This is a genomic window from Achromobacter sp. (genome assembly GCF_057314935.1).
On the sequence record NZ_DBHKZA010000026.1, the window covers coordinates 15,069 to 39,631 of the forward strand.

Here is a 24,563-nt window from a genome sequence, read left to right on the forward strand (position 1 = left end):
GCTAATTTCCACAAATTATATAAAGACTTGTGACAGATCAACGCGAAATCGTTGGCTTGAGGCCGTGCATCCGCGTTTCTTTTGCTTGCGCCGCTGGGGGCGAAAGTGTGTCGCCGCTGCTAACTTTGCTTGCAGCATCGGGGCAATGATTGGGGTAGGATCACGGCGGTTGAGAACAAGGAGAATCCGATGCATACGAACGAGATCGAACCACCCCGCGTTGCGCTGGTGACCGGCGCCGGCACAGGAATTGGACGCGCCGTGGCGCTGGAATTCCTGGCCCAGGGCTATCGCGTGGTGTTGGCCGGCCGGCGCCGCGAGCCGCTGGAAGCTACCCGCACCGCGGCGGGCGAAGACGGCGTGCGAGCGCTGGTGGTGCCTACCGACGTAACGGACGAGCATGCCGTGCGCGATCTTTTCGACACGGCGCAGCGCGAATATGGCCGCCTGGACGTGCTGTTCAACAATGCGGGCCGCGGCGCGCCGGCGATGCCCATTGAAGAATTGCCGGTAGCCGTTTGGCGCGATGTCGTCGACACCAACCTGACCGGCATGTTCCTGTGCGCGCAGGCCGCTATCCGCATCATGAAGGCGCAAACGCCGCAGGGCGGCCGCATCATCAATAACGGGTCGATCTCATCGCACGCGCCGCGCCCGTTCTCCATCGCCTACACCGCGACCAAGCATGCGGTGACGGGGCTGACCAAGTCGATTTCGCTGGATTGCCGCCCCTACAGCATTGCCTGCGGCCAGATCGACATCGGCAATGCCGCCACCGACATGACCGAACGCATGGCGGCCGGCATCCTGCAGGCGGACGGCAGCACGAAGGTCGAGCCGCGCATGGACGTGGCGCATGTGGCCCAGGCAGTGGCCGCAATGGCGCGCCTGCCGCTGGAGGCCAACGTGCAGTTCATGACGATCATGGCGACGAACATGCCCTTCGTGGGCCGCGGCTGAACACGCAAACGGCCTGCGGCGGGAAAGTCCCGCGGCAGGCTCGTCGATGCTCCCAGGAAGGCGCCCGGCAGGCGCCTTTTTTCCGCCTGGACTTGCGGCAATCGCGCTTAGCGCGAGGCCTGGGCCAGCATCTGGCCTTGCGTCGAATCCAGGTAGCGCCGCGCGCCAACATAGCGCTTGGTCCAGTAGGGATTCTTCATTTCGTCGACACGCACCTTCGTACCGCGACGCGGCGCGTGGACAAACTTGTTCTGGCCGATATAGATGCCGACGTGCGACGTCACGCCGCGCCCGCGCGTGGCGAAGAACACCAGGTCGCCGGGACGCAGTTCTTTCTTGTTGGACACGGATTGCCCTTCGGTGCGCTGCGCGCGCGCCGTGCGGGGGAGTTCGAGTCCGGCGATCTCGCGGAACACGTACAGGACGAGGCCGCTGCAATCGAAGCCTTCGGCGTCGTCGCCGCCCCAGCTGTACGGGGTGCCGATGGCGTCCAGGCCGGCTTGCACGACGCGTTCACGCAGGGTGGGAACGGTGGGCTCTTGCGCCAGGCGCAGGCCGTTGAGCGTCGGGCGGGCTTGCTCGGCGGGGATGGACGCCTGGGCGGCGCCGGGAATCCAGGAAAGGGTCAGGGCCAGGAGGGGGGCTGACAGGAAAACGGGAATGCTGAAATTGGCAATTCGGACTTTTCGCGTGGGCGGAGTCATTACGTCACTTCAAAAATCGGAGTGGGCGGCATGGCTTTGCCCAGAGGGGGCAAGCCGGCGGAAAGGGGTGCATCCGGCGCGCGCACGCCCCGGATGCTCGCAAATTATAATGGAATAAAGTTTCATTACATTTGTAGTGCAATGCAGCATTATTTGAGCGCTGCCGTTACGCCGCGCCCCGGGCGAAACGTAACGGCCGCAGCAAAAATGCCTGTCAGAAGCTGCCGCGCAGGCCGACCAGCACGGCGCGGCCGCCTTCGGGGGCCACCTCGCGCAGCACCGACGTCGCGTAACGGATGTCCTGGTTGGTCAGGTTGATGCCGCGCACGTAGGCTTGCCACTGCACGCCGGTCGCCTTGAAGCGGTAACCGGCGTTGGCGTCCAGGCTGTAGTAGCCGGGCGTGGGCGTGTCGTTGGCCGGATGATCGTGCTGGGCGAAGGCTTTGGATACGCTGACGCCCGCACTGTACGGGCCATACCCGTAGTCCAGCGCCACGCGCAGGCGCAACGGCGGGATCCGGGGAAGCGAGCGCCCGGTATCCCGGTTGCGCGATACGGTGTAGTCGCCTGACAAGCCCAGATCCAGCGCGTGGCCGTCGCGCTGCAGGATGCGGGTCACGTTTTCAGCCTCCAGGCCGTACAGTCGTGCGGAGACGCCCTGGTAACGCGCCTCGGGCAGCGCGCCGTCGTCGCCGGCCGCCACCACGTCGCCATCGTCGTTCCGGTAGCGGCCGGTGTTCGTCTCGGCAAGATAGTTGGCGAAGCTGCTGTAGAACACGCCCACGCTGCCGTGATCCGTGCCGTCCTTGTAGCGCAAGGACAAATCCCCGGACCAGGCGCGCTCCTTGCCCAGGTTCTGGTCCCCGACCAGGTATTGGCCGGTGGCGGCGTGCGGGCCGTTGGCGTACAGCTCGTAGAACGTGGGCGCGCGTTCGGTATAGGCGCCATTGGCCGCCAGCGACCAGACCGGGGTCAGCTTGTAGATGCCGCCCAGCGAAAAACTGCCTGCCGTGAAGCTGCGGCGGGCCGAATCGTCGAACCGGTCGTTGCCGCCTGCTGCCGGGCTCAATCGCGTGTGGTCCATGCGGGCGCCGGCCGACAGCGTCAGGCGCTCGGTCAGGTTCCATTCCTCAAGCGCGAACAGGGCGGCCGAGTCGGTGTCGGTAGTCGGCACCAGCGCTTCATCGCCTAACGCCGAAAAGCGCGTCTGGCCCAACTGCAGCCCGACCACTCCATGCAGCGGGCCGATGTCGGCGTGGCGGGCCTCCAGGCGCGCCTCATAGCCGCGGTTCTTGAAGACCGTGCCGGTCTCGCCGTCTTCGATTTCCTTGTGCTGGTAGTCGGTATAGGCGAAGTTCAGCTTGATGCTCTGGAATGGGCCGGTCAGGTCGCGCAACTCGCCGGCCAGGCCGAAGCGTTCCTGGTGCATCTTCAGGCGCACGTCGGCTTCGGCGACCGACCCGTAGTTGGAGTCGTAACCGCTGTAGGACAGGCCGGCGTAGCCATGTTCGCCGGTCCATGACATGCCCAGCGCGCCGCCGCTGGCCTGGCCGTCGCTGTTGGGCAGGCGGTCGCGGGGCTGGTCGGCGTCGGGGCCGTCGGCGGCGCGCTGCGTGACGGTGCGGGCGTAGCCGGGGATGCGCAGCGTGCCCGTCTTGCGGCCAAAGACGTCGGCATGGATGGCGAAGGTGCCGTCGCCGCCTTCCAGTTGGACGGCGCCGTTGCGGTCATTGTTGGCGCCGCCATAGCTGCCGCCCACGTCGCCATGGATGCCGTCGATGGGCTCGGTGGGAATGCGGTTGTCCAGCGTGTTGACGACGCCGCCGATGGCGTTGCCGCCATACAGCAGGGCCGCGGGGCCCCGAAGGATCTCGACGCGGTTGGTCGACAGCGGATCTTGGGGGACGGCATGGTCGAACGACAGCGAGGACGCGTCCAGTGTGCCGACGCCGTTGTTCAGCAAGCGGATGCGGTCGCCATCAAGGCCGCGGATGATGGGTCGGCCCACCATGGGGCCATAGCTGGTGGTGGATACGCCGGGCAGGCCGTTGAGCGTTTCGCCCAGGTTGGAGCCGCGCCGCAGGTCCAGCTCTTGCCCTTGAAGCACGGTGGACGGCGAGGCCAGCGCGTCGCTGCCGAGCGGGTTGGCGGTGATGACGACGGGCGACAACGTGGCGGTGTCGGGGGCGGCCTGCGCGCGAACGGCTGCGGGCAAGGCCAGGGGTAGGGTGTACAGGCAGGCAAGGGCCAGCGGACGCAGGGCGAAGGCGCGCAGGGGCGTGCGTGCCCCGGCGCGGACGGTCAGGAAATTCATGGTGGCAATCCAGGGTGCCGGCGACAAGGCCGGCGGATGAAATCGGGCACCGCCAGCAGGCGGCGGAAAAAGCGGATTTCAGGCCGGGAGGGGCGGAGCGCGGGATTGGAACCAGGTCCCGCCGATAGCGGCGGCGCCGGCGGGCAAATGGGCGACCAACGCGGCAGGGGCGGCGTGCCCGCCGGCCCACGCGAATGACGACGGCAGCGTCGCGTCCAGCACGTCCCACAGCTGGCACAGGTCGCAATGGCCCAGCTTTTCATGCGGGTGGGCATCGTCCTGGCTGGCGGCGGGCGCCTCGCCCAGATGCGTCAGCGCATGGCGCAGGCTGCCCATCGGCGCCAGCAGCAGGCAGACGGACAGCCAGGCAAGCACGGCCCAGCGCGCGTAGTGCGGCGGGGCGGCGTGGCGGTGGCCTGGCAGGGACGGCATGGACAGGGGGGCAAAATTCGAAGAATCGGAATGATATATTGTTTCTATATCATTGGCGACGGCGCTGCAGCGCCACCGCGCTGGAATATGACGCTTCATCTGGCACGCGCTCGGGCATAATCGGCAGACAAGAAAGCGGAGTACAGCTCAATGATGAATGCAGTCCACCCCCTGTCGTCGATGAACCGGCCCGATGCCATGCCCTTTGAACCCTTCCAGGATGCCCAGGCGGCGGTGGACCGGTTGGCCGAGATCTACGCGCGCAACACGGCTTTCCTGCGCGCCGCCTTCCGCGAGGTCCTGAACGGCACCGGCAACGGCCGCGAGCGCGCCCGCGCCTACTATCCGGCCATTCGCATCGTGGTTGAAACCTACGACCCGATCGACACGCGCCTGTCCTATGGCCATGTGGCCGAACCCGGCATCTACCAGACCACCGTCACGCAACCCGAACTGTTCCGCGACTACCTGATCGAGCAGGTCGGGCAGTTGCTGCAGAACCACCGCGTGGCGGTCGAGGTCGGCGAATCCGATTCGCCCATCCCGCTGCATTTCGCGTTTCCGGAAGGCGCCTATGTCGAAGGCGAGCACCTGGAGGCGCTCAAGCGCCCGTTGCGCGACCTGTTCGATGTTCCGGACCTGGCCGTGACCGACGACGCCATCGTCAATGGTTCCTGGCGCGGCAAGGAAGGCGAACCCAAGCCGCTGGCGCCGTTCACCGCCCAGCGCGTGGATTACTCGTTGCATCGCCTGCAGCACTACACCTCGACGGCGCCGGCGCACTTCCAGAATTTCGTGCTGTTCACAAACTACCAGTTCTACGTAGACGAGTTCTGCGCCCGCGCCCGGGCGCTGATGGCCAGCGGCAACGAAGACTACGAAATGCTGGTCGAACCCGGCAACCGCATCACGCGCCGCGGTGAAAGCGGCCCGGGTGATGAAGGGCAGGCCGCCCGCCTGCCGCAGATGCCCGCCTACCACCTCGTGCGCGGCGACCATTCCGGCATCACCCTGGTGAATATCGGCGTGGGCCCGTCCAACGCCAAGACCATCACCGACCATATTGCCGTGCTGCGCCCGCACGCCTGGCTGATGCTGGGCCATTGCGCGGGCCTGCGCGATTCCCAGCGGTTGGGCGACTACGTGCTGGCGCACGGCTACGTGCGTGAAGACCACGTCCTTGACGCCGATCTGCCCACCTGGGTGCCGGTACCGGCGCTGGCCGAAGTGCAGGTGGCGCTGGAGCAGGCAGTGGAAGAAGTGGCGGGGCTGTCCGGCTGGGACTTGAAGCGCATCATGCGCACTGGCACGGTTGCCACCATCGACAACCGCAACTGGGAATTGCGCGACCATGTGGAATTGGTCGAGCGATTTGCGCAGTCGCGGGCGATCGCGCTGGACATGGAGTCGGCCACCATCGCCGCCAACGGTTTCCGCTTCCGCGTGCCCTACGGCACGCTGCTGTGCGTGTCGGACAAGCCCTTGCACGGCGAACTGAAGCTGCCCGGCATGGCCAGCGTGTTCTATCGCCGGCAGGTCAACCAGCATCTGGAGATCGGTATCCGGGCGCTGGAGCGGCTGCGCGACATGCCGCCGGAGCGGCTGCATTCGCGCAAGCTGCGCACCTTCATGGAAACCGCTTTCCAATAGCAGGATCCGTCCCCGACGCCCCGGCCATTTTTCGTGGCGGGGCGGTTTGCGCTATTCTCGCGCGTTGCCCGGTAATCCCAAGGCATCCGCAGCGCATCGCGCGGGTGCCTTCACGACGTGAAGGAAAAGCATTTTGGCACCATCGGAACACGATGAAGGCCGCGCAGGCGGCGCGCGCGCAGCGAAGGCAAATCCGCCATCCGAACTGCGCCGCACCCTGTCCGCGCGCCACCTGACGATGATCGCGGTAGGCGGGTCCATCGGAACCGGCCTGTTCGTCGCCTCGGGGGCGACCATCGCAAAGGCCGGGCCCGGGGGCGCGTTGCTGGGATATGTGCTGATCGGGGTGATGGTCTATTTCCTAATGACCAGCTTGGGCGAGTTGGCCGCGGCGATGCCGGTTTCCGGCTCGTTTTCCACCTATGGCGCCCGCTACGTCGAAGACGGCTTCGGCTTCGCGCTGGGCTGGAACTATTGGTACAACTGGGCGGTCACCGTGGCGGTGGACCTGGTGGCGGCACAGCTCGTCATGGCGTACTGGTTTCCGGATGTGCCGGGCTTCTACTGGAGCGCCTTGTTCCTGGCGATCACCTTCGGCCTGAACGCCATGTCGGCGCGCGGCTTCGGCGAAGCGGAGTTCTGGTTCGCGCTGATCAAGGTAGTGGCCGTGCTGGGATTCGTGGCCATGGGCGTGATGATGCTGCTGGGCATCATCCGCGGCGGCGAGGCGGGCGGCGTGGCCAACTGGACCGTCGGCGACGCGCCGTTCGCAGGTGGCTTCGCCGCGTTGATCGGCGTGGCCATGGTGGTGGGCTTTTCGTTCCAGGGCACCGAATTGATCGGCATCGCCGCTGGCGAATCCAAAGATCCGGCGCGCAATCTGCCGCGCGCCGTGCGCCAGGTGTTCTGGCGGATCCTGCTGTTCTACGTGGCGGCCATCCTGGTGATCGGCCTGCTGATCCCCTATACCGACCCGCACCTGCTGCGCAACGAGGTCGAGGACATCAGCGTCAGCCCGTTCGCGCTGATCTTCGAACGCGCCGGCCTGCTGGGGGCGGCGTCGATCATGAACGCCGTGGTGCTGACTTCGGTCCTGTCGGCGGGCAATTCGGGCATGTATGCGGCCACGCGCATGCTTTACAGCCTGGCGCGCGAGGGCAAGGCGCCGCGCATTTTCGGCCGCATTTCGCGCAACGGCGTGCCCTTGTGGGCGTTGCTGGCCACCACCGTGGTCGCGGCGCTGTGCTTCTTCACCTTCATCTTCAGCCCCAATGCGGTGTACATCTGGCTGCTGAACACGTCGGGCATGACGGGCTTCATCGCCTGGCTGGGCATCGCCATCAGCCACTACCGGTTCCGGCGCGGCTACGTGAAGCAGGGCCATAACCTGGCCGACCTGCCGTATGTGTCGCCGTTCTTCCCGTTCGGCCCGATTTTCGCCTTCGTGCTTTGCCTGGTCATCACCCTGGGCCAGAACTACCAGGCTTTCCTGCAGGACCGGATCGATTGGGGCGGCGTGGTGGCCACCTATGTCGGCATTCCGCTGTTCCTGCTGATCTGGCTGGGATACCGGCTGGCGCGCGGGTCGCGATTCATCAACTACCGCGACATGCATTTCCCGGACGCGCGCGCCCGCAGCCAATATCTGGATTCGGCCCTGCGCGGCGAACCCGCGGCGGGCGAGGCCCGTTGACCCCCCCGTTGCGGGAGGCGGGCGTCACTCAGATGATGTTCTTCTCCCGCAATGGGCGGTTGTCCAGGATGCGCTGAAACGATAGGGGCGAAAGGTCCAGGCTGCGGTACTCGCCGTGGGCCAGCAGTTCCGCGACGCCGCGTCCGGCGGCGGGCGATTGCTGCAGGCCATGCCCCGAGAACCCGTTGACGAAGTAAAGGTTGGGGCAGTCGGGGTGGGCGCCAATGATGGCGTTCTGGTCGAAGAGATTCATCTCGTAATAGCCCGCCCAGGCGCTTTGAACCCGCACCGCGTCGAACGCAGGCACGCGTTGGGCCAGCAGCGGCCAGACGTGGGATTCGAACGCCCCGTGCTGCGCCTCCAGCGGCAAGTCATCGGCATCGTCGCAGGCGTCAGGCGCAAAGCCGCACAGGAATCTTCCGCCATCAGGCCGGAACCAGATGCCGGAAGGATCGATCACCAACGGACATCCATGCAAGGAATCCGGGCAGCTGAAACTGAATACGGTACGGCGCCGCGCGCGCACCGGCAGGTCGATGCCTGCCCAGCGGGCGACGCGGGCGGCCCAAGGGGCGGCCGCATTGACGACGGCGTCGCAGGCAAGCGCCGCGCCCTGGCTGAGCCAGACGCCGTTGACCCTGGCGCCGTCGCGCAGCAGGCCGACGGCCTCGCCGCGCAGGTAGCGCGCGCCTTGGGCGATGGCCTTCTTGCGCAAGGCCTGCATCAGCCCGTAGCCATCGAACCAGCCTTCGCCCGAGAGCCCCAAGGCGCCCAACGCCAGATCACCGGTATGCAACCAAGGAAAGCGTGCGCCCAATTCGGCGGGCGGCAGCAGGGCGACGTCCACGCCGTGCGCGACCTGCGTTGCATGGTTTTCCCGCAGCGCCGCGCTGCCGCCAGCGCTGGCCAGATACAGGTAGCCGGGTTCGGTCAGCCCGACGTCCGGGGCCGGGTCGTCGACATACAGGGTGGAACCCAGCGCGCGCAGAAAGGCGATGCCTGCCTGCGACATGCCGATGTTCACCGGGCTGGAAAACTGCTGGCGGATGGAACTGGCCGATAGCGCGGAGGATGCCTGCGCATACGTGGGGTCGCGTTCAATCACGGTGACATCGAACGCGCCGGGCATCCGGCTGAGGAAGTAGGCAACGGAGCTGCCCACGGCCCCTCCGCCTATGATGACGACACGTTGCATGGACCGGTGCGCGCGAGGGGTTACTCGATGTTCTGCGCCTGCTCGCGCATCTGCTCGATCAGCAGCTTCAGGTCCATCGCGGCGCGCGTGACTTCCATGCTGCCTGCCTTGGATCCCAGCGTATTGGCTTCGCGGTTCATTTCCTGGAACAGGAAGTCCAGGCGCTTGCCCGCGCTGCCCGCGTTCTTCTTGCCCGAAGCAGACTTGCCGCCGCCGTCGGTCAACAGGTGGCGCAGCTCTTCCAGGTGCGAACGCAGGCGCGACAGTTCTTCCGCCACGTCGATGCGCAGCGCGAACAGATTGGCTTCCTGCGACAGGCGTTCGGACAGTTCGGTGCCGGAAATATGCGTAAAACCGCCGGGGAAGGCGGATTCAACGCTTTCGCGCAGCTTGGCGGCCAGCTTGTCGCGATGGTCGGACAGCAATTGGGGCAGATGGGCCTGAACGATGTCGACGACGCGCGCCACGCCGTCGGCGCATTCGCGCATCATGCCGGCCAGGCGTTCGCCTTCGCGGGCACGGCCTTCCTGCAATTGCGTCAGCGCTTGCTGACCGGCCTGCAGGCAGGCGGCGCCCCAGATCTGCGGGTCCAGCGCATCGTTGCCGCGTTGGCCGGGCCAGTTGAACAGCTCCACCAGCCGGGGCGGGGCGATATCGGGGACGATGCGGCGGGCGGCCTGAAGCTGCTCGGCCAGGCTTTCAAGCCAGGCGGGGTCGAGTTTGGACAGGTCCGTACTGGCATTGCGCGTGAACGAAACCCGGATTTCGACCTTGCCGCGCGCCAGGTTGGCGGTCAGCAATTCGCGCAGCGGCGTCTCGACGTGCCGCAATTCGTCGGGCAGCCGGAAATACAGGTCGAGGAAGCGGCTGTTGACGCTGCGCAGTTCGATGGCAAGCGTGCCTTGCTCTAGGTCTGCTCGGGCGTTGCCGAAGGCGGTCATGCTGCGAATCATGATGGGCGTTTCCTGGTGATATATCGCGGCAGGATACTCCAAGCGGGGATTTCCTGCGGCGCCTGCCCGTACAATGCCGCGAATCAATGTTCCTGTCTGGAGTCTGCCTGTGACCACTACGCCCACCATCGCCCGCCCGTCGGGCCGCGCCGTCGACGAACTGCGGCCGTTTACGCTGGAGCGCGGCTTCACGCGCTACGCCGAAGGGTCGGTGCTGGTGAAGGCCGGCGACACCCATGTGCTGTGCACGGCCAGCGTGCTGGAGAAGGTGCCGCCGTTCTTGAAAGGCAAGGGCGAAGGCTGGGTCACGGCGGAATACGGCATGCTGCCGCGTGCGACGCATACGCGTGGCGACCGTGAAGCAGCGCGCGGCAAGCAGAGCGGCCGCACCCAGGAAATCCAGCGCCTGATCGGCCGCAGCCTGCGCGCCGTGTTCGACATGAAGGCGCTGGGCGAGCGCACCCTGCACCTGGACTGCGACGTGCTGCAGGCCGACGGCGGCACGCGTTGCGCCAGCATCACTGGCGCCTGGGTGGCGGCGGCCGACGCCGTGGCCTTGCTGATGAAGCGCAGCGACCTGGCCGTCAACCCGATCCGCGATGCGGTTGCAGCCGTCTCCGTCGGCTTGGTGCAAGGCCGCTCGGTGCTGGATCTGGACTACCAGGAAGACTCGGCGTGCGATGCCGACGTCAACGTCATCATGACGGGCAGCGGCGCTTTTGTGGAAGTGCAGGGCACGGGCGAAGGCGCGACCTTCACCCGTGCGGAACTGGACACGATGCTGGTCCTGGCCGAAGGCGGCATCGCCAGCCTGGTGCGCGCGCAACGCGCTGCGCTGGCCTGATAGCACAGCCTTCGGGCACGAAAAAACAGCCGCGAAAGCGGCTGTTTTTCATGGGGCGCGAGGAACAGGGCCGGACCTAGGCTGCCTTGCGCGATAGCAGGGCGTCGACCTTGGCGACCTGCTCCAGTCCCCAGATGGTGTCGATCAGCGCACGCAGTTCCGCGTCCGTGGCGGCGTCTGCATAGCGGCCCAGGCTGAGCGTCTTGTCTTCGATCTCGGGGCGGCTGAGCGTATTGCCGGGATCGCCCTTGGGTTCGTCCACGCGGCCGTGCACGGTGCGGCCGTCGCGGGTCGTGACGGTGACCTTGCCGATCCAGCGTTGCGGGTAGGCGCGGTCCACCTCTTCGTCCAGCACCATGTCGACCTTGCCGCGGAAGTCGGCGACGGCCGGGTCGTCCAGCCCCGCGTCGAACTCGGCCAGTCCGGCGCGACCCTTGCGGGCGATCAGGGCAAGCACCGTGCCCATCGAGAATTTGGACTGGTGCACGGTCTGCGGGTTGACGACCGGGCCCAGCACGTCGATGGCGCCCTGGTGCACGTGGGCCACCACGCGCGCCACGTCGGCTTCCGTCAAATTGTTGGCGCGCAGCGCCTGCTGCAGTGCGTCGGCCGCCGGGTGGGTGTGGCGGCACGACGCATGGAACTTGAACGAGGTTTCCGCCAGCGCCCAGCGTTGCCCAAGGCGGTCGCAGAGCTTGGACGGATCGGCGTCGGTGGACATGCCGGCCGCCATGCCTTGCGGACCTTCCAGGATGTGGCGCGCGCCGGTGAATCCCTCGCGCGCCAAATAAGCGGCGGTGATGCCGTCGGCGGCCGCCTTGGCGGTGTGCAGTTGCTTGGAATCGGCGGCGTCGCGCAGGAATTCCCACAGGCCGGCGGCCTGGGTGCCGGCCGAGCCCAGCGCATGCAGCATCTGTTCGGGCGACAGCTTGAGCAGGTGGCCGGTGGTGACCGCGGCGGCAAGCGTGCCCGCCGTGCCGGTGGTGTGGAAGATCTTGTAGTGCGAGCGGCCCAGGAATTCGCCGACGCGGATGCCGACTTCGTACCCGGCGACGGCGGCCGTGATCAGGTCGCGGCCCGAGCTGCCCAGCGCTTGCGCCACGGCGAGCGCGGGCGGGAAGACCACGGCGGCGGGGTGGAACACCGAGCCGTTGTGGACGTCGTCCTGTTCGACCACGTGGGCGGCCGCGGCGTTGACCATCGCGGCGAACAGCGGCGACGTGCGGCGGCGTGTGATCAGGACTTCGCTGGGGCCGTCGGCGGGCCCCATCGCGGCGGCGTAGCGGTCGATGGCTTGTACGGCACGGGCCGACGCGCCGGCCAGGATCGAGGCCAGGCAATCCAGCAGCAGGTCTTCGGCGCGGCGCAGTACCGGCGCGGGGATGTCCTCATAGCGCAAGTTGGCGGCAAAGGCCGCGAGTTCGGCGCTGAGGTGGGGAGTGTCTTTGGCGGCGTTCATGTGCGGAATCGGATCAGAAGGAACGGGGCAGGCCCAGGATGTGCTCGGCGACGTATGACAGGATCAGGTTGGTGGAAATGGGCGCCACCTGATACAGCCGCGTCTCGCGGAACTTGCGCTCGACGTCGTACTCGGTCGCGAAGCCGAAGCCGCCGTGGAACTGCAGGCAGGCGTTGGCCGCTTCCCAGGACGCGTCGGCGGCCAGCAGCTTGGCCATGTTGGCCTGGGCGCCGCATGGCTCGTGGGCATCGAACAGGCGGCAGGCCTCGTAACGCATCAGGCTGGCGGCTTCCACGTTGATGTGGGCGCGGGCGATGGGGAATTGCACGCCCTGGTTCTGGCCGATGGGGCGGCCGAACACCATGCGTTCCTTGGCGTAGGCGGTGACCTTGTCCACGAACCAGTAGCCGTCGCCGATGCATTCGGCGGCGATCAGGGTGCGTTCGGCGTTCAGGCCGTCCAGGATGTACTTGAAGCCTTTGCCTTCTTCGCCGATCAGGTTTTCGACGGGGATTTCGAGATTGTCGAAAAACAGTTCGTTGGTCTCGTGGTTGACCATGTTGGGGATCGGGCGGATCGTCATGCCGTGCTTGACGGCGTGATGCAGGTCCACCAGGAAGATCGACATGCCTTCGGATTTGCGCGTGACCTGGTCCAGCGGCGTGGTGCGGGCCAGCAGGATCATCAGGTCGGAATGCTGCACGCGCGAGATCCAGACTTTCTGGCCGTTGATCACGTAGCGGTCGCCGCGGCGCACGGCGGTGGTCTTGATCTTGGTGGTGTCGGTGCCGGTGGTGGGCTCGGTCACGCCCATGGATTGCAGGCGCAGTTCGCCGGCGGCGATGCGGGGGAGGTATTCACGTTTCTGGGCGTCGGAGCCGTGGCGCAGCAACGTGCCCATGTTGTACATCTGGCCGTGGCAGGCGCCTGAATTGCCGCCGCTGCGGTTGATCTCTTCCATGATGATCGACGCTTCGGTCAGGCCCAGGCCCGAGCCGCCGTATTCCTGAGGGATCAACGCCGCCAGCCAGCCGGCCTCGGTCAACGCGCGGACAAAGTCCTCGGGATAGCCGCGATCTTCGTCGATCTTGCGGAAATACTCAGAGGGGAACTGGGCGCAAAGGTCGCGCACGGCTTCGCGGATGTCCTGATAAGCGTCGGAGGCGTGTGGCATAGGGCTGCTGTAGGAATGAGGGGAATGGTTCGGTACAGCATCGAATGTGCCGCAAGGGCGCGGCTCTGCCAATTCACAATTCCTTAATACGGGGTTCCTGTTCGCAAAAGCGCAGTTTCATGACGGGCGTTCGTCATGCGCGGGCCAAGGTTGTGTCAAGAAATTGCCAAACTGCATGCCCATAATCCGATGCACTGCGCCTGTGGCGCCAGGCTATATACGGATGGATATGCGGAAAAATCTCAGGGTCACCACGGCGGTATCGGCCATTCTGGCGTTGTTTGTGGTGCTGTTCGCCGTCGCCGCGGCGGCCGGCATCGCCGTCTTGCGCGACAACCGGGCCGATATCGAGGCCTTGGGCCGCGGCAGCATTGAACGCGCCAGCGACCTGGCCGACATGACCAGCCGGCTGTTCCAGGCGCGCGCCGCGCTGACCGACGCCAAGACCGGCATGGAAGGCGGGCTGGAAGCCGCCCGCGACGAGTCCCTGGCCCAGGCGGACGCGCTGCTCAAGCAGGCCGGCGCCAGCCTGGCGCGCCTGCGCGCCAACCCCGATGCCAGCGCCCAGGGCGGCCCGTTGTTCGAACAGGTGCTCAAGGCCTACGCAGCGTTCGCGGAGCAGACGCTCGTGCCCATGCAGAAGGCGATCCAGGGCTGGAACGGCATCGAGGTCAACCGCCTGGTGGACAAGGTGCTGCCCGCCAGCGGCGCCGCCTACGTCAAGCAGGCGGACGCGTACCAGACCTATTCGCGCGAACAGGGCCAGACTGCCGTCGCGGGCGCCAGCCAGACGTTGGAGCGGGTGATCCTGGTGGCGGCCGGCGTGCTGGGCGTCGTGCTGCTGCTGGCCGTGTTGATCCGGCTGGCGTTCCGCCGCAGCATCCTGCGGCCGCTGAACGAGGCCGGCGCGCACTTCGACCGCATCGCCGACGGCGACCTGACGGGCGCCATCGCCATGCGCGGCGACAACGAGATCGGCGTGCTGTATTCGGCCATGCGCCGCATGCAGACCGGGCTGTCTGCCGCCGTGGCCTCTGTGCGGCAGGGCGTCGAAGAGATCCATACCGGCTCGGGCGAGATCGCGGCCGGCGGGGCGGACATGTCGGACCGCACGGCGCGTCAGGCCGGTTCGCTGCAGGAGGCCGCGGCCAACATGACTCAGCTGGCGCACACCGTCCAGATGACGGCCGGCAATGCGGACCAGGCCAGCCGGCAGGCCGAAAGCGCCACTCGGCTGGCGCAGCGCGGCGGCCAGGCGGTGGACGAGGTCGTGCAAAGCATGCAGGGCATCGCCGACAGCGCGCGGCGCATCGGTGAGATCGTCGGCGTGGTGGACAGCATCGCGTTTCAGACCAACATCCTGGCGCTGAACGCCGCTGTGGAAGCGGCGCGTGCGGGCGAGCAGGGCAAGGGCTTTGCCGTCGTGGCCGGCGAAGTGCGTTCGCTGGCTCAGCGCAGCGCCCAGGCCGCCCGAGAAATCAAGGGCTTGATCGAGGACTCGGCTTCCCGGGTCGAGGCGGGCGTGCGCCAGGTGAACCTGGCCGGCGACACCATGCGCGACATGCTGGCGTCGGTCGACCGGGTGACGCAGATCGTGGCCGAAATCTCGAACGCCACCGCCGAACAGGCCGCCGGCATCGCCTCGGTGAACGATGCGGTGGCCGACATCGAACGCTCCACGCAGGAGAATGCGGCGATGGTCGAGCAGACCGCTGCCGCGGCGGCCGCGCTGGAGATCCAGGCGCAAGGGTTGCGCCGCGCGGTGGCGGTGTTCCAGATTGCGCAGGCGGCGCAGAATGCCGCCGCCGTGCAGGCGGCAGCGGGGCAATCAATCGGCCAGTTGGGGCAGGGCGCCGCCGGTGTAGCGTTCGATCACCAGCGACAGGTTCCCATGCTTGACCTTGTGCTTGACATGCGCGGCGGCCGACGCGATGTCCTCCGGGCGGATGCGCTCGCATAGGGACGGCGTGACGGTGAGCGCGCCCACGCCCAGCGTCACGAACGGAAAGAAGCGCGGCACGCCATAACGGTCTTCGGCTTCAATGCCCCCGTTATGGCGGCCCTGGTCGTCATAGAGGTCGATGGCCTGCTCATTGAACTCGGCGATGATCCGCTGCACGCGCTGCGTCCAGTCGGGGCTGCGGAACAGCACCACGAAATCGTCGCCGCCCACATGCCCCACAAAGTCGCGCAGCGGATCGCAATGCTGTTTGACGACTTCGGCGGTCAGCATGATCATGTCGTCGCCGCGCCAATAGCCGTAGACGTCGTTGAAAGGCTTGAAGTTATTGAGGTCGCCATAGCAGATCGTGAAGTCGGCGGCATCCTCCAGCAACGTCGCGATATGCCGGCTGATGGGAATGTTGCCGGGCAGGGACGTCAGCGGGTTGGCGTAACGCGCCGCTTCGATCCGCATCTCGGTCACCGAGCGAACCAGGGTTTCGCCCGTGGCCAGGCCATCGTAGCGGCCATCCCGCGTGATGATCAGGCCGTCCATCAGATACCGCTGGTCTTCTGAAATCAGCACATGGCTGAGCTGGTCGATCGATACGTTCAGGTCCACCAGCACCGGTTCGCCGTTCATGAAAGTGGAGCAGGCGTCGCGGCCGAACAGTTCGCGCGTGTAGCGTTGCGCATAGTGTTCCGAGAAGTCGCGCCGGTTGATGATGCCCACCGGCCGGTTGTCGCCGTCGATGACCGCCACCGCGTGCATGTTCTTGTGTTCGATGAACAGCCGGTGCACGTCGTCGTTGGTGTGCTTGTTCAGCAGCGCGGCGGGCGCTTCCACCCGCAGGCTGGCGGCGGTGCCGCCTGCGGAACGCTGCGACAGGGGGGCAGGGCTGCGTACCCGCAGCGAGTCGCGCAGCGGCGCGTTCAGCTCGGTCAGCAGCGTCTCCTCGGGTCGGCCCAGGAACCAGCCTTGGGCATACCGGATGTCCAGTTCGCGCACCACGGCCAGGTCTTCCGCCGTTTCAATGCCTTCCGCGACGATCGCCGTGCCCAGGTGCTGCGCCACCTTCAGAATGGCCCGCACCATGTTTTGCTTGCGGTCGCTCTGGCCGATGCCATTGAAGAAATAGCGGTCGATCTTGACCAGGTCGGGCTGCATCTCGGACCACAGCTGCAGGTTGGAGTTGCCCACGCCGTAATCATCCAGGGCGATGCGCATGCCGCGTTCCCGCAGGCACGCGAAGGCACTGCCCAATTCGCCCATGTGGTCCGATAGCGGGTCTTGTTCGGTCAGCTCGACGATGATGCTGGAAGGGGGCAGCGTGCAATCCTTCAACAGGCGCAGCGGCATGTCGTCCCCCCACAGCGTCCAGTAATGGATCAGCGCTGACCCGGACAGGTTCAGGAACAGCTTGCCGGCCGCCTCGTTGTCCTGGAAGCCCTGGGCGCCGGCGCGGAAGCTGGCCAGCTCCACCTGCGGGTGCAGCCCCTGGCGCCGCGCTTCGGCGAAGAGCGCGTCGGGAGAGTGCAGGGCGGTATCGGCCGGGCCGCGGATCAGGCTTTCATGGCCATAGATGCGGCTGTGCGACAGGTCGATGACCGGCTGATAGCGGGGCCGCAGCAGCCGTTCGCGCAGGATGCCGGCCAAGCCGGCGGGCGCGGGCGCATCGCCCGGTGAAGCGTGGGGCCTGCGGACGGCGGCCGTCCGGGGCAAAGCGTGAAGTGGGGTCATCGCCGAGGGCGTCAGATACGATCAGTGACAAGATTAGCGATAGTGACGACAAAATATGTCTGCGTTGTTGCGGCATGGTATGGGGATTTGGCTTCATGCGGGGATTTCAATGCCCATTCGGTGCGCAGGGCGATCCCGTGACGCGGCGGCATAGGCAGGCTGCGCCCTATACAATTTGCCTTATGACATCCCCCAAGATTCCCGATTCCCTGCGCCGCATCGTGCTGGCGTCCAATAATGCCGGCAAGTTGCGTGAGTTTTCCGCCTTGTTTGCTCCTCTGGGCATCGAACTGGTGCCCCAAGGCGAGCTGGGCGTGCCCGAGGCCGAAGAGCCGCACGTCACGTTCGTCGAAAACGCGCTGACCAAGGCGCGCCATGCCAGCCGCCTGACCGGGCTGCCCGCCCTGGCTGACGATTCCGGCCTGTGCGTGGCCGCGCTGGATGGCGCGCCGGGGGTCTATTCGGCCCGCTACGCCAAGATGCATGGCGGTGAGAAATCCGATCTGGCCAACAACGCGCTGTTGACGCAGAAGCTGGCCGGCCAGGCCGACCGGCGTGCCTGGTATGTCGCCGTGCTGGCGCTGGTGCGCTCGGAAAACGACCCGTGCCCGATCATCGGCGAAGGCCTGTGGCATGGCGAGATCATCGACCAGCCGGAAGGGGCGAACGGCTTTGGCTACGATCCCCATTTCTACCTGCCCGACATGGGGCTGACCGCCGCGACGCTGGACCCCGAAGAAAAGAACCGCGTCAGCCACCGCGCCCGCGCGCTGCGCGAACTGCTGAGCAAGCTGAGCCAGGCTTGAGCGCGCGCGCGCCGCGCCTGCTCGAGGAAACCGCATGTCCATCACCATCCCCATCCGCAATGACCTGGGCGCGTCGCCCTCGCGCCGGCTTGTGCCGGCCGGCGCCACGCTGACCAGCCTGCCGCCGTTGTCCGTCTATGTGCACGTGCCCTGGTGCGTGCGCAAATGCCCGTATTGCGACTTCAATTCCCACGCCGCGCCGGGCGAAATCCCCGAGCGCGCCTATCTGGATGCCTTGCGCAGCGACCTGGAACAGGCGTTGCCCTCCATCTGGGGCCGCCAGGTCGTGTCCGTCTTCATCGGCGGCGGGACGCCCAGCCTGCTGTCCTCGGCAGGGCTGGACGAATTGCTGGCCATGCTGCGCGCCTGTCTGAATGTATGGCCGGATGCGGAGATCACCATGGAGGCGAACCCCGGCACCGCTGAGGCCAGCCGCTTCCGCGATTACGCCGCCAGCGGGGTCACGCGCTTCTCGCTGGGCATCCAGAGTTTCGACAATGCCCAATTGAAGAAGCTGGGCCGCATCCATGATGCCGATCAGGCCCGCGCCGCCATCGGCATGGCGCAACGCGCCGTCTCGCGGGTGAACCTGGACATGATGTTCGCCTTGCCGGGCCAGACGCTGGACGCCTGTGTGGCCGACCTGCGCGAGGCCATCTCGTTCGGCACCGAGCACCTGTCGCTGTATCACCTGACGATGGAGCCCAATACCGTCTTCGCCAAGTTCCCGCCCGAAGACCTGCCCGACGACGACACCAGCGCCGCCATGCAGGACGCCGTGGAATCCGAACTGGCAGCCGCCGGCCTGGCCCGCTACGAGGTGTCGGCCTATGCCAAGCCCGGTGCCCGCTGCCGCCACAACGTGAATTACTGGGAGTTCGGCGACTACCTGGGCATCGGCCCCGGCGCGCACGGCAAACTGTCATTCCATGACCGTATCGTGCGCGAGGCGCGGCTGCGCAGCCCCGATTCCTGGATGCAGGCTGCGATGGCCCGCGACGGCAGCCATCTGGCAGAAAGCCGGCAGGTCGGCCCTGACGAATTGCCTTTCGAATTCATGCTCAACGCCCTGCGTCTGAAAGACGGGGTGGCCAGCACGGCGTTCAACGAACGCACCGGCTTGTCGCTGGCCGCGATTGCGCACCAATTGGAGGCAGCCTCCAAACGGGGCCTGCTGGACGGCGATCCGACCCGCCTTGCGGCCACGCCCTTGGGCTGGCGCTTCCTGAATGACCTTCAGGAAATGTTCCTGTAGCGGGAATGCACCATATTGGGGCAATCGTGCCCCACTATTTGCACCAAAGTGGTGCTACATTTTTTCATGACCGTGCGGTCCTCCCCAGGGATTCCCGGGGGTAAAACCTGGCACGCTTATTGCTTCCCTCTTTTATGCCAGTCGAGAGGCAAAGCCCTCGACCCTTTTATCTAATGGAGATGACATGGCAAGCCCGAAAGACGTCCTGAAACAGATCGCCGATAACGAAGTCAAATTCGTGGATTTCCGCTTCACCGATACGGTTGGCCGTGAGCACCACGTGTCCGTGCCCACCAGCCAGATCGACGAAGACAAGCTGGAAAGCGGCCAGGCTTTCGACGGTTCGTCGATCCCGGGTTGGAAGGGCATTGAAGCCTCCGACATGCTGCTCATCCCCGATTGCTCCACCGGCAACCTGGATCCGTTCCGCGAAGAGCCGACCCTGATCCTGTCGTGCGACGTCGTTGAACCGTCGGACCTGAAGGGCTATGACCGCGACCCGCGTTCGCTGGCCAAGCGCGCCGAAGCCTATCTGAAGTCCTCCGGCCTGGGCGACACCGCCTACTTCGGTCCGGAACCCGAATTCTTCGTGTTCGACGGCGTGACCTGGAACACGGACATGTCGGGCACGTTCGTCAAGATCAAGTCCGAAGAAGCCTCGTGGTCTAGCGGCCAGGAATTCGAAGGCGGCAATACCGGCCATCGTCCCCTGGTCAAGGGCGGCTACTTCCCCGTTCCCCCGGTTGATTCGTTCCAGGACATGCGCTCGGAAATGTGCCTGTTGATGGAACAAATGGGCGTGCCGGTGGAAGTGCACCACCATGAAGTGGCCGGCGCCGGCCAGCTGGAAATCGGCACCAAGTTCAGCACGCTGGTCCAGCGCGCCGACTGGACGCAGATCGTCAAGTACGTCGTGCACAACGTGGCCCACGCCTACGGCAAGACGGCGACGTTCATGCCCAAGCCCATCGTTGGCGACAACGGTTCCGGCATGCACGTGCACCAATCCATCTGGAAGGATGGCCAGAACCTGTTCGCAGGCAACGGCTACGCCGGCCTGTCGGAATTCGCGCTGTACTACATCGGCGGCATCATCAAGCACGCCCGCGCCCTGAACGCCATCACCAACCCGGGCACGAACTCGTACAAGCGTCTGGTACCGCACTACGAAGCGCCGGTCAAGCTGGCTTACTCGGCCCGCAACCGCTCGGCCTCGATCCGCATCCCGTACGTCGGCAACCCGAAGGGCCGTCGTGTCGAAGCGCGTTTCCCGGACCCCCTGGCCAACCCGTACCTGGCATTCTCGGCCCTGATGATGGCCGGCCTGGACGGCGTCCAGAACAAGATCCACCCGGGCGATCCGGCCGACAAGAACCTGTACGACCTGCCGCCGGAAGAAGACGCCAAGATCCCGACCGTGTGCTCCTCGCTGGAACAAGCGCTGGAAGCCCTGGACGCCGACCGCGAATTCCTGACCCGTGGCGGCGTGTTCAGCAACGACATGCTCACCGCCTACATCGACCTGAAGATGGCCGATGTGAATCGTCTGCGCATGACGACGCACCCGGTCGAATTCGACATGTACTACAGCCTCTGATCGTTTAGAGGCTGTGGCGGGGGGGAGCGCGATGATGTAGGCAGAAACCAGGGCCCACACCACGCGCACCACCAGGTCGCGGCTCGACGGTTTGTCCGCCAGGCATTACGCCTGGCGGGCAGGGCGCCGGGTTCCGGCGCCGCCGTCGCGGGCGCGTTCCGCTTTCCCCCTGTCATTCGGGTACGTTGAAAAATGAATGTAGAAGCTCTCGATCTGCTTGCCACGTCCGTTTTCCTGGTCAACGAGCGCGGTCACATTGAATACGCCAACGCTGCCGCCGAAGATCTGTTCGGCCGCTCGCGCAAGCAACTGGGCGGGCACTCCGCCGCCACGCTGTTCGACACCCCAGAAAATATCCAGTCTTCGATCGACCGCGCCGCGGCCGGCAGGTACGCCGACGTCAGGCAGTTGGCCTCGTTGCGCCGCGCCGCCGAATCCGTGGAAGTCGCCGTCACGACGGTGGGACTGACGGGCCAGCGCTGGCCCGTATTGATAGAGACCCGCGAGATCGAGCAGCGCGTGCTGGCCGACCGTAACCATCGGCTGGTCGATGAAATCGAAGCGCACCGAGAATTGCTGCGCAATCTTGCGCATGAAGTGAAGAACCCCCTGGGCGGTTTGCGCGGCGCCGCGCAATTGCTGGAAGCCGAGCTGCCCAGCGCGGCCCTGGCCGAGTACACCCAGGTCATTATTTCCGAAGCCGACCGCCTGCAGGCGCTGGTGGACCGCCTGAGCGGCCCGCAACGTGTGCCGCTGAATGCGCGGCCGGTGAACATCCACGAGATCTGCGAGCGCGTCTGCGCGCTGATCCAGGCCGAATTCCGCAACGATGTCACCATCCTGCGCGACTACGATGCGTCGGTTCCCGATCTGAAGGGCGACGCCGCCCGTCTGATGCAGGCCGTCCTGAATGTGGCGCGCAACGCCGCGCAGGAACTGGTTGCGCGGCCCGAGGGGCCCAAGACGGAGCCCGGCGTCGTCACACTGCGCACGCGCGTGGCGCGCCAGGTCATGCTGGCCCACCGGCAGCACCGGCTGGCGCTGGTGCTGTCCATCATCGATAACGGTCCCGGCGTGCCGGACCACATCCGCGACCGCATTTTCCACCCCCTGGTCACGGCCAGGGCGGGCGGCACGGGCCTGGGCCTGAGCCTGGCCCAGGATTTCGTGCAGCAGCACGGCGGCATCATCGAATTTGAATCCCGACCGGGGCGCACCGAGTTTCGCCTGGTCCTACCGATGGAGCCTGCACACTGATGAAACCCGTATGGATCGTCGACGACGACCAGGCCATCCGCTGGGTCCTCGAAAAGGCCCTGGCCCGCGCTGGTGTCCCCACCCGCAGTTTCTCCCAATCGGCTGACGTGCTGGAAGCGCTGTCGCGCGAAACGCCCGTCGCCCTGGTGTCCGATATCCGCATGCCCGGCGGCAACGGCTTGGAGCTGTTGCGGCAACTCAAAGAGCGCCATCCCGGCTTGCCGGTCATCGTGATGACCGCGTTCGCCGATTTGGACAGCACCGTGTCCGCGTTCCAGGGCGGCGCGTTCGATTACCTGGCCAAGCCGTTCGACGTGAACGAGGCGGTTGCGCTGATCCAGCGCGCCATGCAGGAATCCACGCAGCCGGAAACACCCGAAGGGCAGGGCGAGGCGGCGCAGAATAACGAGCGCTGGATGATGACGCAGTCGTCTTCCACCGCCATGCAGGAAGTGTTCCGCGCCATCGGCAGACTGGCCCAATCCAAGGTGACGGTGTTGATCACCGGCGAATCGGGCACCGGCAAAGAACTCGTCGCCCGAGCCTTGCACGGCCACGGCGTGCGGGCCAGCGGCCCGTTCGTGGCGCTGAACGCCGCGGCCATTCCACGCGACCTGCTTGAAGCCGAGCTGTTCGGCCACGAGCGCGGCGCCTTCACGGGCGCCAACAATCTGCGCCGCGGCCGCTTCGAAGAAGCGCACGGCGGCACCTTGTTCCTGGACGAAATCGGCGACATGCCGATTGAGTTGCAAACGCGCCTGTTGCGCGTCCTGGCCGAAGGCAGCTTCTACCGCGTGGGCGGGGCACAGCCCGTGCGGGTGGACGTGCGCATCGTGGCCGCGACCCACCAGCCGCTGGAGCAGCGTGTCGAGCAGGGCTTGTTCCGCGAGGACTTGTTCCATCGCCTGAACGTGATCCGGTTGCGCCTGCCACCGCTACGGGAACGCGTAGAAGACATTCCCGCGCTGGCGCAGCATTTCCTGACGGCAAGCGCCCGCACGCTGGGCGTGCCGGTCAAGCGCCTGACGCCCGACGCGCTGGCCGTGCTGACCAAGTTCGATTTTCCCGGCAACGTCCGCCAGCTGGAGAACTTCTGCCATTGGCTGACGGTAATGGCGCCGGGCCAGACGGTGGACCGCCAGGACCTGCCGCCCGAGATCCGCGCGCTGGAACACCAGCAGCAACCCGGGCTGGCCCCATTGCGTCCGGCAACCCCGATGCCCGGGATCGGCACGGTGGTGCCGTCGTCCCAAGGGTTGGACGACGGCGCGCCGCGCAACTGGCAGGACTCCTTGCTGCGCGATGCGCAATACCGGCTGGAGCGCGGCGAACCGGCCGTGATGGCGACCTTGACGCGCCAGTTCGAGAAGATCCTGCTGCAAAGCGCGCTGGACGCCAGTCGCGGCCGCCGTGTAGAAGCCGCATCCCGCCTGGGCATTGGCCGCAATACCATCACGCGCAAGCTGCGCGAGCTGGGGATTGAAGACGAGTGACCGCTGACGGGTTGCCGCGCGTCGGACGCTCGGCGACCCCTCAGCCCATTCCCAGCAAGCTTTCGCACAGCCGCGGCGATTTCAGCTTCTGCAGCCACCACTTCAGCGCCTCGCCCGGCGGCTCGGCCCGCCAGGCGTACGCCACGTGTTCCGTCAGGGACATGCCTTCATCCGTTTCGCATACCACCAGCAGGCCTTGCGCCAGATAGGGCGCCGCCATCGTCAACGGCAGATAGCCGCAGCCCAGGCCGCGAACTTGCGCGTCGATCTTGGCCTGCATGGACGGCATCACCAGCGTCGGTTGATCTGCCAGAATGCCGCGCGATTGCGGCGGCAAATTGCGCGACGTGTCCGCCACGACCACCGCGCAGTACTTCGTGATGTCGGCGCGACTGAGCGGTTGCGGCAACGACGCCAGGGGATGATGCGCCGCCACGCAAAATCCGAACTGCGTGGCGCCGATCGCCTGCGACCGGTAAGGCCCCGTGGGCTCGGCATTGGCGCCGGCGCCGATCACCAGGTCGGCGCGCCCGGCCGTCAATGCATCCCAATTGCCGCTCAGCACTTCGCTGGAAAAGCGCAGCGTGGTCGCGCTCTCCAATGTCTGGAATTCGTCGATCAGGTCGTATAGCGGCCGCCATGGCAGTACCGCGCTGACAGCGATTCGGAGTTCGACCTCCCAGCCTGTGGCGATGCGCTTGACGCGGCAGGCCAGGTCATCCAGCGATTGCAGGACGTGCCGTCCGTCTTTCAACAGCGCTTCGCCCGCGGGCGTCAGCAGCGCCCGATGGCCGGAGCGGTCAAACAGCAGCACGTCCAGCCCGTCCTCAAGCTTGCGGATCGAATACGTCACGGCGGAGGGCACTTTGCCCAGCTCGCGCGCGGCCTTCGCAAAGCTGCCGTGGCGGGCGATGGCGTCAACCAGGATCAACAATTCAGGCGTAATGGGCTGCATGGCGGTGGGTCGATCAGAGTCATTCAAATAATTTGAACGAAGTCATCAAAATATAGCGCCAAATCACCCGGCCTGCGCGCGCAGAATATCACTCATGCCAGGGGTAAGGCGGAATCCGGGAAGCGAAATGCCCGCACCTC

At 66.1% G+C, this 24,563-nt stretch carries 18 protein-coding genes and 1 pseudogene; 10 read left to right on the forward strand and 9 right to left on the reverse strand.

Going from position 1 to position 24,563, the window contains the following annotated elements:
- The first annotated feature begins 189 nt into the window (after positions 1-189).
- The gene (locus ACO6D5_RS11955) at positions 190-960 is read left to right on the forward strand and encodes an SDR family NAD(P)-dependent oxidoreductase (RefSeq protein ID WP_315845838.1); all 771 of its coding nucleotides are present in this window, start codon (positions 190-192) and stop codon (positions 958-960) included.
- A gap of 107 nt (positions 961-1,067) precedes the next feature.
- Here the strand turns inward: ACO6D5_RS11955 and ACO6D5_RS11960 are convergent, their stop codons facing one another.
- From ACO6D5_RS11960 to ACO6D5_RS11970, 3 genes are all read right to left on the reverse strand, one after another.
- Positions 1,068-1,664 carry a C40 family peptidase gene (locus ACO6D5_RS11960; RefSeq protein WP_315845839.1) on the reverse strand — a complete coding sequence of 199 codons (597 nt, stop codon included), beginning with the start codon at positions 1,662-1,664 and terminating at the stop codon, positions 1,068-1,070.
- A 214-nt stretch (positions 1,665-1,878) separates the two neighbouring features.
- Positions 1,879-3,978 (reverse strand): TonB-dependent receptor, encoded by a 2,100-nt coding sequence (locus ACO6D5_RS11965; RefSeq protein WP_485825501.1) that lies wholly within the window; start codon positions 3,976-3,978, stop codon positions 1,879-1,881.
- 78 nt (positions 3,979-4,056) lie between these two features.
- Positions 4,057-4,410 carry a hypothetical protein gene (locus tag ACO6D5_RS11970; protein WP_485825502.1) on the reverse strand — a complete coding sequence of 118 codons (354 nt, stop codon included), beginning with the start codon at positions 4,408-4,410 and terminating at the stop codon, positions 4,057-4,059.
- Positions 4,411-4,560: 150 nt separating this feature from the next.
- Here ACO6D5_RS11970 and ACO6D5_RS11975 point away from each other — a divergent pair, with 150 nt between their 5' ends.
- Together ACO6D5_RS11975 and ACO6D5_RS11980 are read left to right on the forward strand one after the other, a co-directional pair.
- Positions 4,561-6,060: an AMP nucleosidase gene (locus ACO6D5_RS11975; RefSeq protein ID WP_485825503.1), complete on the forward strand. Its 1,500-nt coding sequence runs from the start codon at positions 4,561-4,563 to the stop codon at positions 6,058-6,060.
- Between the two features lie 133 nt (positions 6,061-6,193).
- Positions 6,194-7,753 carry an amino acid permease gene (locus ACO6D5_RS11980; protein WP_485825504.1) on the forward strand — a complete coding sequence of 520 codons (1,560 nt, stop codon included), beginning with the start codon at positions 6,194-6,196 and terminating at the stop codon, positions 7,751-7,753.
- 28 nt (positions 7,754-7,781) lie between these two features.
- Here ACO6D5_RS11980 and ACO6D5_RS11985 read toward each other — a convergent pair whose 3' ends face one another.
- A complete protein-coding gene (locus ACO6D5_RS11985; protein ID WP_485825505.1) occupies positions 7,782-8,948 on the reverse strand; it encodes an NAD(P)/FAD-dependent oxidoreductase in 1,167 nt (388 codons plus the stop codon).
- Between the two features lie 20 nt (positions 8,949-8,968).
- On the reverse strand, positions 8,969-9,901 hold the full coding sequence (locus tag ACO6D5_RS11990) for a YicC/YloC family endoribonuclease (protein WP_315845851.1): 933 nt from the start codon (positions 9,899-9,901) through the stop codon (positions 8,969-8,971).
- 73 nt (positions 9,902-9,974) lie between these two features.
- Between ACO6D5_RS11990 and rph the strand changes: the two genes are divergently transcribed.
- Complete coding sequence (gene rph / locus ACO6D5_RS11995; RefSeq protein ID WP_485825506.1) at positions 9,975-10,745, forward strand: ribonuclease PH; 771 nt, start codon at positions 9,975-9,977, stop codon at positions 10,743-10,745.
- A 76-nt stretch (positions 10,746-10,821) separates the two neighbouring features.
- On the opposite strand, the gene ACO6D5_RS12000 is transcribed toward rph, so the two are convergent.
- Both ACO6D5_RS12000 and ACO6D5_RS12005 read right to left on the reverse strand, forming a co-directional pair.
- Positions 10,822-12,204: an MmgE/PrpD family protein gene (locus tag ACO6D5_RS12000; RefSeq protein WP_485825507.1), complete on the reverse strand. Its 1,383-nt coding sequence runs from the start codon at positions 12,202-12,204 to the stop codon at positions 10,822-10,824.
- Positions 12,205-12,217: 13 nt separating this feature from the next.
- On the reverse strand, positions 12,218-13,378 hold the full coding sequence (locus ACO6D5_RS12005; RefSeq protein WP_315845854.1) for an acyl-CoA dehydrogenase family protein: 1,161 nt from the start codon (positions 13,376-13,378) through the stop codon (positions 12,218-12,220).
- A gap of 229 nt (positions 13,379-13,607) precedes the next feature.
- Between ACO6D5_RS12005 and ACO6D5_RS12010 the strand changes: the two are divergent.
- Positions 13,608-15,041: pseudogene (locus ACO6D5_RS12010) on the forward strand (methyl-accepting chemotaxis protein); the annotation flags it as partial.
- Positions 15,042-15,206: 165 nt separating this feature from the next.
- Here ACO6D5_RS12010 and ACO6D5_RS12015 read toward each other — a convergent pair.
- Positions 15,207-17,060: an EAL domain-containing protein gene (locus ACO6D5_RS12015; RefSeq protein ID WP_315845855.1), complete on the reverse strand. Its 1,854-nt coding sequence runs from the start codon at positions 17,058-17,060 to the stop codon at positions 15,207-15,209.
- A gap of 182 nt (positions 17,061-17,242) precedes the next feature.
- Between ACO6D5_RS12015 and rdgB the strand changes: the two genes are divergently transcribed.
- From rdgB to ntrC, 5 genes are all read left to right on the forward strand, one after another.
- Positions 17,243-17,866, forward strand: coding sequence for an RdgB/HAM1 family non-canonical purine NTP pyrophosphatase (gene rdgB / locus ACO6D5_RS12020; protein WP_315845856.1), 624 nt, complete (start codon positions 17,243-17,245; stop codon positions 17,864-17,866).
- A gap of 34 nt (positions 17,867-17,900) precedes the next feature.
- On the forward strand, positions 17,901-19,121 hold the full coding sequence (gene hemW / locus ACO6D5_RS12025) for a radical SAM family heme chaperone HemW (protein WP_315845857.1): 1,221 nt from the start codon (positions 17,901-17,903) through the stop codon (positions 19,119-19,121).
- Positions 19,122-19,305: 184 nt separating this feature from the next.
- Complete coding sequence (gene glnA / locus ACO6D5_RS12030) at positions 19,306-20,718, forward strand: type I glutamate--ammonia ligase (RefSeq protein WP_485825508.1); 1,413 nt, start codon at positions 19,306-19,308, stop codon at positions 20,716-20,718.
- 192 nt (positions 20,719-20,910) lie between these two features.
- Entirely contained in the window at positions 20,911-21,975 is a 1,065-nt protein-coding gene (gene glnL / locus ACO6D5_RS12035; protein ID WP_006222220.1) for a nitrogen regulation protein NR(II), read from the forward strand.
- Complete coding sequence (gene ntrC / locus ACO6D5_RS12040; protein ID WP_315845859.1) at positions 21,975-23,468, forward strand: nitrogen regulation protein NR(I); 1,494 nt, start codon at positions 21,975-21,977, stop codon at positions 23,466-23,468. Before glnL ends, ntrC begins: the two co-directional genes overlap by 1 nt.
- A gap of 40 nt (positions 23,469-23,508) precedes the next feature.
- On the opposite strand, the gene ACO6D5_RS12045 is transcribed toward ntrC, so the two are convergent.
- Positions 23,509-24,423 carry a LysR family transcriptional regulator gene (locus ACO6D5_RS12045; RefSeq protein ID WP_485825509.1) on the reverse strand — a complete coding sequence of 305 codons (915 nt, stop codon included), beginning with the start codon at positions 24,421-24,423 and terminating at the stop codon, positions 23,509-23,511.
- Between the last annotated feature and the right edge of the window lie 140 nt (positions 24,424-24,563).